Genomic DNA, 9,653 nt, shown 5'->3' with positions numbered 1-9,653 from the left:
GGCACCCCCAGCAGCATGTCTCGCACGAACCCGCCGACCACGTAGGCACGCAGGTCATGCTTGGCAGCCTCGCGACCCAGCATCCGGAGCGCCTCTCCCACCTCACCGGGAAGCAGGTGGTCGACGCTGGTGCGAAAGCGCTTCGTTGCCTCGGGGTGTGCGCTGGCAACACGGCCGGCGAGATAGGTGTCACCGTGCTCGGCGCGCAGCACATCTTTGCGCGTGACCATGCCGATCACTCGATCGTTCTCTACTACGGGCAAGCGGCCGATGCCGCGCGTCCCCAGGAGCGACTCGAGCTCTGTCAGGAGCGTGTCTGGCGCAACGAGCAGCGGGTCGCGATTCATGAAGCCGGTGACCGGGGCGTGATCGAGACCGTGGCGGGCGGCCTTGTCCACATCCTTGCGAGTGACGAGCCCAACCAGCCGCTCCCTGTCGATTACCGGCAGCCCGCCGTGACCCCAAGTCGCCATCAGCTCGCCAGCACGGCGCATCGTCCACGAGGGCTCCGCACTCCTCACGGGCGATGTCATGACGTCCCGAGCGCGAAGCGGTGCAGCCACAACAGCCTCGAGCGCCTCGCGCAGCCTGCCGAGCAGATCTGCCAGTTCGATCTCGCGAAAGCGAGCTGAGGCCGCTTGCGGATGTCCTCCGCCGCCGAGCCGCGCCATCACGGCGCCCACGTCGACCTCGGCAAGTCGGCTGCGCGCTACGACCTGGACTCGACCGGGCATGCGGACGATAGCGATCGCGACGCGAAAGCCGAGGTCCTCGACCACGTAGTGCGTCAGAACACCAGCGGAGTCCACGTACTCTGCCGCCTCAGCAACTCCAACAGCCACGGACTGACCGTTGATGTCCCAGGTCTCCAGCGACGCTGTGAGCTGCTCTAGCAGCGTCTTCTGGTCCGGTTCCAGAGCGCGCGCAAGGAACTGATTCAGCACCTCGATGTCGGCCCCGTTGCCCATGAGCCACGCGGCGGCGTCGGCGTCGTAGGCGGTCGATCCAGGAAACGTGAGCGAGCCCGTGTCCTCGTGGATGCCCAGCAACATCACGCTGGCCTCGAGCGGAGTGATGCCAATCCCCCGGTCGCGGATCTCGTGAACCAGGATCGACGTAGTTGCGCCCACCTCGCACGAATGGTCCTCGGCACCTTCGATGTCCCCGAGCTGCGGCGGATGGTGGTCGTAGACGATCACTTCGACCCCCGGCCGACGCGCAACCGCGCAGAGCTCCGCGAGCCGTTCTGGATCGCGCGTGTCGACCATCACTACCGAGTCGATATCGTCGGCGTCGACCTGCTTCATGTCGACGAAGTCCAGAAACTCCTCGTGCAGGTTGTGGAAGGCCCGCACGTTGGTGTTCTGGCTGCCGAGGAACACACCCTTTGCGCCTGGGTAGAGCTTGGTGGCCGCAACCGTAGACGCGTATGCGTCGAAGTCCGGGTTGGCATGTCCTACCACCACGCGCACGCCAGTCACCCGCTCGCTCTACAACTCGTGGAAGAGCGGGGGCGCCACGATCGCTGTATCGCCCAGGTGGATGGAGTGCCGGAAGCGTTCCTCGCCCGCGTCGAGTAGTTGCTCGGTGGCGGCGTGCATCGTGCATAGCACATCGCCGCTCTCCACGCGGTCGCCCACCCGCACGGCGAGCACGAGCCCGGCACCGGAATCGATGACGTCGCCCACCTGTGCGCGCCCGGCGCCGAGCAACATGGCCGAGCGACCCACTCCTTCAGCGTCGAAGCGTGCGACCCAGCCAGAGGTTGTCGCACGCACCTCGCGGGAGCACCGCGATGCGGGCAACAGCGTGAGGTCGTCCGCAACACGCGGATCGCCGCCTTGTGCTGCGACCCATTCGCGGAATCGCTGTAGTGCCGCTCCAGTCGCGATCGCCACTCCGAGCTGCCGCAGGGCGTCGCCCTCGTCGGAGGCCCTCCCGCCCAGCACCAGCATCTTCGCGCCGAACGCGAGACACAGCTCGGTGAGCTCGGCGGGACCCTCCCCGCGAAGGGTCTGGACGGCCTCGGCAACTTCGAGGGCGTTGCCCACTGCCATCCCAAGCGGCTGCTCCATGTCGCTCAGGACGCAGACGACCTTGCGTCCCAGCGCCTCGCCCACCGCCGTCAGCTCGTGCGCAAGTTGACGCGCGTCGGTCTCCGTCTTCATGAACGCGCCAGAACCCACCTTCACGTCGAGCACGATGGCGTCTGCCCCGCCGGCGATCTTCTTCGAGATGATCGAGCCAACGATCAGCGGAATCGACGGAACCGTGCCCGTCACGTCGCGCAGGGCGTAGATCTTCTTGTCGGCCGGGTCGATCTCGGGCGACTGTGCAATCACTGCCACCCCGATCCGCTGCACTTGCGCGATGAACTCCTCTCCCGTGAGTTCCACTCGGAAGCCGGGAATCGCTTCGAGCTTGTCGAGCGTACCGCCGGTGTGTCCCAGCCCACGGCCGCTCATCTTGGCTACAGGCACGCCGCATGCGGCCACCAGTGGCGCGAGCACGAGCGTCGTCGTGTCCGCGACGCCGCCCGTCGAGTGCTTGTCGACTTTGATCCCCGGAATCGCCGAGAGATCGACTATCTCGCCGCTCTTGACCATCGCGTCGGTCATCGCGACCGTTTCGTCCGCCGAGAGCCCTCGCAACAACGCCGCCATCAGCCACGCCGACATCTGGTAGTCCGGCATGTCCCCTCGCGTGAAGCCGGCGATGATGCGCGTCACCTCCCCGGCGGTATGCTCGTGGCCGTCGCGCTTTCGCTCTATGAGCTCCTCGAAGGTCGGCTCGCTCATGCGCCGCGCACCTCACTCAAAAACGACGTTCCCCGCCCACACGCGCCCGAGATGCCGTAGAAGTCCAGCACCGTCTCGCCGATGTCTCCGAAGGTCGATCGGATGCCGAGCTCCACGCCTCGGTCGACGCCTTTCACGTGCGCGATCAGCGGCGTGTACTCACGGCTGTGATCGGTCGACGGCGTCGTGGGGTCGCAGCCGTGGTCGGCCGTGACGATCAGCAGGTCGCCGTCGATCATGGCGTCGAGCAGTTCTGGGATTCGAGCGTCAACAGCCTCAAGGCCACGTGCGTAGCCCTCAACGTCGTTGCGATGTCCCCATACCATGTCGAAATCGACCAGGTTCGCAAAGACGAAACCGCTCTCGTCGTCGCTCACTCGCTCGAGCAGGTGATCGAAACCGTTCATGTTGTCAGTAGAGTGGGGCGACTCGCAGATGCCGCGCCACGCGAAGATCTCGCCGATCTTGCCGATCCCGTAGCTTTCCACGCCCACCTCGGCCAGCCGATCGAGCACGGTTGGCTCGGAAGGCGCGAGTGCAAAGTCGCGTCTGCGGTGCGTTCGCGTGTACTCGCCCGCCTCGTTGGGCCCGATGAACGGCCGAGCGATGACACGCCCGACAGCGTGCTCGCCCACCACAACTCGTTCGCGGGAGATGCCGCAAATCTCGTAGAGCTTCTCGATCGGGATGACGTCCTCATGAGCGGCGATCTGAAAGACGCTATCCGCACTCGTGTAGATGATGGGCTTGCCGGTCCGAACGTGCTCATCGCCGAGTTCCTGGATGATGACCGTCCCGCTCGCGGGATAGTTGCCGAGCCAGCCCAGCCCCGTCTCGCGGGTGAATGCATCCATGACCTGGGGCGGGAACCCTTCGGGGTACGTCGGAAACGCCTGAGTCAGCTTCAGACCCATCATCTCCCAGTGCCCGGTGGTGGTGTCCTTGCCCGCCGAGGCCTCGGCGTTCTTGCCCCACGACGCTGTGGGTTGTGTGCATGGCGCGACACCCATGATTGAGGTGATGTTGCCAAGGCCCATGCCCTCGAGGTTCGGCATCGAGATGCCGCCAACAGCTTGGGCCGTGTTGCCAAGCGTGTTCGAACCAACGTCGCCATACTCCTCAGCGTCGGGAAGTTCGCCTGCCCCGACACTGTCGAGAACGAGCACGATCGCGCGGGGCGTCCTCGGCATGCGTCAGCACCATCCTTGTGGTTGTTCCAGCGGCGACTGTCTGCGCCGGCAGGTAGTCTATGCCCGGTCGCGCACCGACGACAGTACCCACTCGGCCACAACAAACACGACCACCGTAAGCGCATTGTCGACGTCGAAGACGCCCCCGTACGGAGTCTTGATGTCAGCGCGGCCGAATGGGATGACTAGCTTGGCTGTAATTGCATTGAAGGCCTCAGCCCACCCCTGATGGGCGATGCGACCGGAGAAGACGAGGAACTGGCGAATCGCGAGAGCTATCGCGAAGGCGATCAGAATATCGACAACGACTGTGAGAACCGTGCGTGCAGCCCTGCCGTCCATGGCGCCCCCTTTGACGAGGTGAAACAGGGTCACCCCCCAGTATGGGGGTGGGGGCCGCCGGCCGCCAGCCGAGAACGATCCCGATCAGCGGTTGGAGTCCGCGATAATCGAGGAGATCATCGCTTGTGCGACGGTGCGCGAGTCGGGCTTGCCGGCGTCCATGTGGACGAGCGCTAGCTCGACGCACTCACTGCGCGGGTCGGGTGTATTCTCGGCCACCAGAATTGCAGCCTGAACCACGTCAACCGAGACATCAGAAATAGCCTGGTGCACTATCGGGACCCCCGCTCTGAGGACGATGTTGATGGCCTGCCGACCATGTAGCGTTGAGATCATCATGCTGTGGGTATCGGCACCCCTAACAAGGGACTTGATACCGGCATATGCGCAGGTCAGAGCCTCTGTGACATCCATCACAGAGTGCGTCGGTGTGACGTGATGTGACCTCAGTCACATTGCCTTGAGAGGGGTGCCGAGAAGGCCCGAAACAGACCCCAAGAACAGGGGGAGCCCCAAGGCCGGCACCTTGAGGCTCAGGGGTAAGGGGTTGCATTCGCATGCAACTCGTTATGCATGCTAGCACCCGAAAAATGGAAGCGCAAGGGAGATTCGGCGTCCGCAATCCTACCCGAATAGGCCCCAAATCGCGGGGATTCCGGTGAGGAGCGGAAGCAGTCCGAGGACAACGATCAGCACGACGATGACAACGACGATCGAGGCGGCGCTCCCCCCCTCGTCGACGTCGTCGTTGGCCGAACCATCGGGTGCGTGGGTGGAGTCCTCGCTCCCGACGGCTGTCGCGGGGCGGTCGGCTTGATAGAGCGCCCTTAACACAGCCCCATAGTAGCCCAGCGAGACGACGGAACCGATGATACCGACCGCGGCGCAGGTGGCGTAGATAGTGCCGAGCGCGCTCTGGTTTGGCGCCGAGAACGCGTTGAAGGCAGCTCCGATGGCACCGACGAACACCGCGAACTTGGCCCAGAAGCCCAGCAGCGGTGGAATCCCGGCAAGCGAGATCAACAGAATCGCCGTGGCGCCACTGAGCCAAGGGGCCTTGCGCGACATCCCAGCCAAGCCGTCGACGCTACCGTCCCAGTTCGGGTCCACACGCCTGAACGCCGCCGCCGAAAGGAACGTCCCGGTAGCAGCCAGCGCGTAGCACGCAGTGAAGAAGATCGGTCCCATGAAGGCATGCGTGGTTGAGATCGCTATCAAGGCGTACCCGATCTGCGCCACGCCGGCGTATCCCAGCATCCGCGTGTACGATCTCTGGCGCAGCGCTGCGATCGAGCCAACAAGTACGGAGACGACCGCCAGCAAGGCGAACACGGCCGAGATTGGTAGCTCCAGACGCCCTGAGGCCGAGAACGATGCGAGCACCGCCAGAATGGTGACCGCGCCCAGCTTCGGGCCAGCGGCGAGAAAGGCGGCTGACTCGGGAGAAGATGACTCGTACGCGTCGGGCGCCCAAGCGTGGAACGGTGCGGCGCCCGCCTTGAATGCCAGCGCTCCTATCATGAGCACGAGGCCAGCTGTGGCGACACTGATTGCCGGGCCTGTGGCCAAGGACGCGACCAAGCCCTCTAAGTCTCCCGTCGGGATGAACACCCCGACCAGGATTGCCATACTAAACACGAAAAGCCCGGTCGCGATCGCACCTTGGATGAAGTACTTCATGGCGGCCTCGCGGGCCCTCGAACCCCTCCCAGCCGCCACGAGTGCGTACGCGCACGCAGCGGCAGTCTCGAGCCCGATGAGTAGCAGAGTGATGTCTCGGCTGCCGGCCACGACGATCGAGGCGAGCGCTGCAAACGCCATCAAGCCTGCGAGAGTCCCGCCCCAATCTCGCCGAACCATCGCGGAGGAGCCGCCAGCAACCGCCAGTCCTCCCACAAGCGCGACTGTGGCGCTAACGGCGGCGAACGGCCCTCCAACGTGCAACACGCCCCACGCTGTTGTCGGCAAACTGTGCTGCGCCAGGGAGCTGACCGACATGCCGGCCGACACACCAAACCCGATGAGCACGGCCACCACGGCGGCTCGGCGAGTTGAGAATGCGTCAAGGAGCACTCCGAGTACGGCGCCGACGGCCAGAGGTCCGAGCGTGACGATGGCGAGCGCGTTGGCTGACATCTACGCTCCCCCTCCGACCACGTGCGAAAGCGCGCGAAGTGCGGCCTGCGAGATCGACAGGAGAAGCGTCGGCTCAACGCCTAGGACCACGATCCCTGCCGAGAAGAGCCCAACCAGCGCGATCTCGCGCCCGGAAAGGTCCGCGAGCTCCTCGAACTGGCCCGTAGGCCCGTTGACCGTCAGTCGGACAGCACGCAGGTTGTACGCCGCTCCCAGCGCAAGCCCTATCGTCCCAACCACGGTCCACCAGCCAAATGCGCCAAACGACTCGATGACGGTCACGAATTCGCCGGGGAACCCAGAGAGTCCGGGCAGGCCGAGTGAGGCCAATGCGGCAAAGGTAAATGCGACTCCCCAGAGTGGGATGACCTTGCCCAGCCCTCCGAAGCGGCTGAGCTCACGTGTGTGCGCTCGGTCGTAGAGCGAACCGACGAGCAAGAAGAGCAGCCCCGCGACAAGACCGTGACTGACCATCGCAAACATCGCCGCACCCAACGCGTTCGGCGTCGCCACTGAGATCGCCAGCACGACGAAGCCCATGTGCGACACCGACGAATACGCTACGAGCCGCTTCAAGTCGGTCTGAGTCAGCGCCATAGCCGCGCCGTACACGATTCCAAGGATGCCAAGAACGGCAAGAATGCCTCGGCTGGACTGGAACGCCGTGGGGGCAAAGGGCATCGCAAGCCGCATGATGCCGTAGCCGCCCATCTTCAGCATCACACCCGCCAGCACGATCGAACCCGCAGTGGGGGCCTCGGTATGTGCGTCAGGTAGCCACGTGTGCAAGGGAACGACCGGGAGCTTCACCAGGAAGCCCACCATAAGCAGCCAGAAGAGGAGCTGGGGGTACGGCAGCGAGGAGGCGTGAGCCGTGATTTCGGTGATGCTGGGGGTGCGGGCGTCGCCAAGCAGCGACATGATCAGGCCTGCGAGCATCACGGCGCCAGCGGCAAAGGTGTAGATGAGGAACTTGCTGGCTGCATGCTTGCGATTCGAAGAACCCCACCCGCCGATAAGGAAGAACATCGGGATCAAGACAGACTCCCATGCGATGTAGAACAGCACGACGTTGTCGGCCAAGAAGACGCCGGTAACGGCGGCCTGCAGCGCCAAGAGCAGCGCGAAGTACGGCCCCGGTCGCTCGGTGATCTTCCACGAAGCCAAGATCGCGATCAGCCCGATGAACACCGTGAGAAGCACAAGCGGCGCCGACAGTCCGTCGATAACGGTCATCCAGTGCGAGCCGGCCAGAGGCACCACTGCACCGGTGATGCGCTCTCCTGACATGATCCGTTCGAGCCCGAGCGAGGCCAGCAGTCCCGCCTGGGCGACTATGGCGGCCAAGCCGATCCACCGAGGAGCGCTCGCAGACCAACGACCGACGGCGAGAGAGAGCAGTGCGAAGACTGCCGGAACCAAGATCATCAGATCGAGCTGCATCACGCCGTCACCTCCCCAGCCAGACGCTCATCGCAAGCATCAGGGCGATGCCCACCACGATGATGGCGCCGTACCACTGCACGTCGCCGTTTTGCATGTCAGCGCTCGCGGTCGATATCCAGCGCACCACCGCGACTGCACCCTCGACGGTTCCATCAATCAGCCATCGGTCGACGAACGCCCAGACCGTGCGCGCCGCCACGACCGTTGGGCCGACGAGAACTCGGTAGACCAGGGCGTCATAGCCGAACGCCGATGCCGAGGCACGCCAGAAGAATCCAGTGCGCGACTCCAACGCCTCGTCGGCCTTCTCGCCACTTTCGAGGAGCCACCCAGTCACGGCGCCGGCGAGACCCAACCCGACGGCGGTCAGGGACAGCGGAACCGACAGCGCTTCCCACTCCTGGCCGAGCTTGGCAAAGAGCCATGGGCCGGCAAAGCCGAGCACGATGGCGGGAACGGCCAGAAGTGCGAGCGGCACGATCATGGACGCTGAACTCTCGTGCGCGTGTCCCCCACCTCGGCGCTCGCCGAAGAACGTCAGGCGCGTGGCGCGCGCAGAGTACAAGCCTGTCACGAACGCACCAGCGAACAATGCGAGCCCTGCGACCGGGGACGCCTTCCAGACCACGTCGAGTACGAGGTCCTTGCTCCAGAACCCGGCCAGCGGCCAGATGCCAACCAGCGCAATCACGCCGACCATCCAAACGGCGAACGTAACGGGCATCTCCTTGCGAAGCCCGCCCATCTCGCGCATGTCTTGGGTCTCGGATCCGTGAATGACGGACCCGGACGTCAGGAACAGCAGCGCCTTGAACGCTGCGTGTGTGACGAGGTGGAAGAGGGCGACGGCCCACATGCCAGCGCCCAAAGCCGCGAACATGTAGCCGAGCTGGCTGATTGTCGAGTACGCAAGCACCTTCTTGATATCGCGTTGAGCCACCGCCGCCAGAGCGGCACCCAGCGCCGAGATGGTCCCGACTAACAGCAGCATCGAGCGCGCCGCCGGTGCGACTTCGAAGAGCGGCCACACACGCGCGACCAGGAAGACGCCCGCGGCCACCATCGTTGCCGCATGGATGAGCGCCGAGACCGGCGTTGGGCCTTCCATCGCGTCGGGCAGCCAGATGTGCAGTGGGAACTGCGCGGACTTGCCCATCGCGCCGATGGCGATACAGATCGCGGCAGCCGTCACAACACTCGGGGCGAGCCTGGGCAGTTGCGACATGATGTCGACGTAGCGCAGCGAGCCGGTAGCCGACCACAGGACCGCAAGTCCGATCAAGAGGCCGATGTCGCCCACACGGGTGGTCAAGAACGCCTTCACGGCTGCGGCCGCGGCGGAGGGCTTCTGGTACCAGAAGCCGATCAGAAGGTACGAGCACGCACCCACAAGCTCCCAGCCGATGAACAGCGTCACCAGGGAATCGCCGATCACCAGCAGAGTCATGGCACCCGTGAACAGGCACAGCAGTGCGAAGTAGCGCGTCCAACCCGGGTCGCCGTGCATGTAGCCGATCGAGAAGATCATCACCATCAGAGCGACAACGCCAACGACGACGAGCATGACGCCGGCAAGCGAGTCGACCGCCCATCCCACGCGTAGGGTGTTGGCGGTCGCCCACAAAGGCTCGCCAACTCCAAACCAGATGTAGCCGCCCACGCCCGACGGCACGCTCGTCCACGGGGGCTCGACTGCCGGCGCAGGAATCGCGACTGCCAGAGAGCCCACGCCGATGCCGAG

At 64.8% G+C, this 9,653-nt stretch carries 8 protein-coding genes; all 8 read right to left on the bottom strand.

Translation table 11 applies throughout. The features are described from left to right. Positions 1–1,466: CBS domain-containing protein (locus P4L93_08875; GenBank protein ID MDR3687052.1), on the bottom strand; the 1,466-nt coding region annotated here is incomplete at its 3' end. A 24-nt stretch (positions 1,467–1,490) separates the two neighbouring features. Next, entirely contained in the window at positions 1,491–2,798 is a 1,308-nt protein-coding gene (locus P4L93_08870) for a thymidine phosphorylase (protein MDR3687051.1), read from the bottom strand. Beyond that, positions 2,795–3,988 carry a phosphopentomutase gene (locus P4L93_08865; GenBank protein MDR3687050.1) on the bottom strand — a complete coding sequence of 398 codons (1,194 nt, stop codon included), beginning with the start codon at positions 3,986–3,988 and terminating at the stop codon, positions 2,795–2,797. The genes P4L93_08870 and P4L93_08865 overlap by 4 nt, the downstream gene beginning before the upstream one ends. A 57-nt stretch (positions 3,989–4,045) precedes the next feature. Next, entirely contained in the window at positions 4,046–4,330 is a 285-nt protein-coding gene (locus tag P4L93_08860; GenBank protein ID MDR3687049.1) for a hypothetical protein, read from the bottom strand. An 84-nt stretch (positions 4,331–4,414) separates the two neighbouring features. After that, entirely contained in the window at positions 4,415–4,669 is a 255-nt protein-coding gene (locus P4L93_08855) for a hypothetical protein (GenBank protein ID MDR3687048.1), read from the bottom strand. A gap of 285 nt (positions 4,670–4,954) precedes the next feature. Continuing rightward, the gene (locus P4L93_08850; GenBank protein MDR3687047.1) at positions 4,955–6,466 is read right to left on the bottom strand and encodes a proton-conducting transporter membrane subunit; all 1,512 of its coding nucleotides are present in this window, start codon (positions 6,464–6,466) and stop codon (positions 4,955–4,957) included. Then, a complete protein-coding gene (locus tag P4L93_08845) occupies positions 6,467–7,909 on the bottom strand; it encodes an NADH-quinone oxidoreductase subunit M (GenBank protein ID MDR3687046.1) in 1,443 nt (480 codons plus the stop codon). 7 nt (positions 7,910–7,916) lie between these two features. Next, on the bottom strand, positions 7,917–9,653 hold a 1,737-nt coding region (gene nuoL / locus P4L93_08840), incomplete at its 5' end, for an NADH-quinone oxidoreductase subunit L (protein MDR3687045.1).

It is taken from the genome of Coriobacteriia bacterium (assembly GCA_031292615.1).
Taxonomy (GTDB): domain Bacteria; phylum Actinomycetota; class Coriobacteriia; order Anaerosomatales; family JAAXUF01; genus JARLGT01.
The sequence above is the reverse complement of the archived record's forward strand: the minus strand, read 5'-3'. Positions and strand labels throughout refer to the sequence as shown.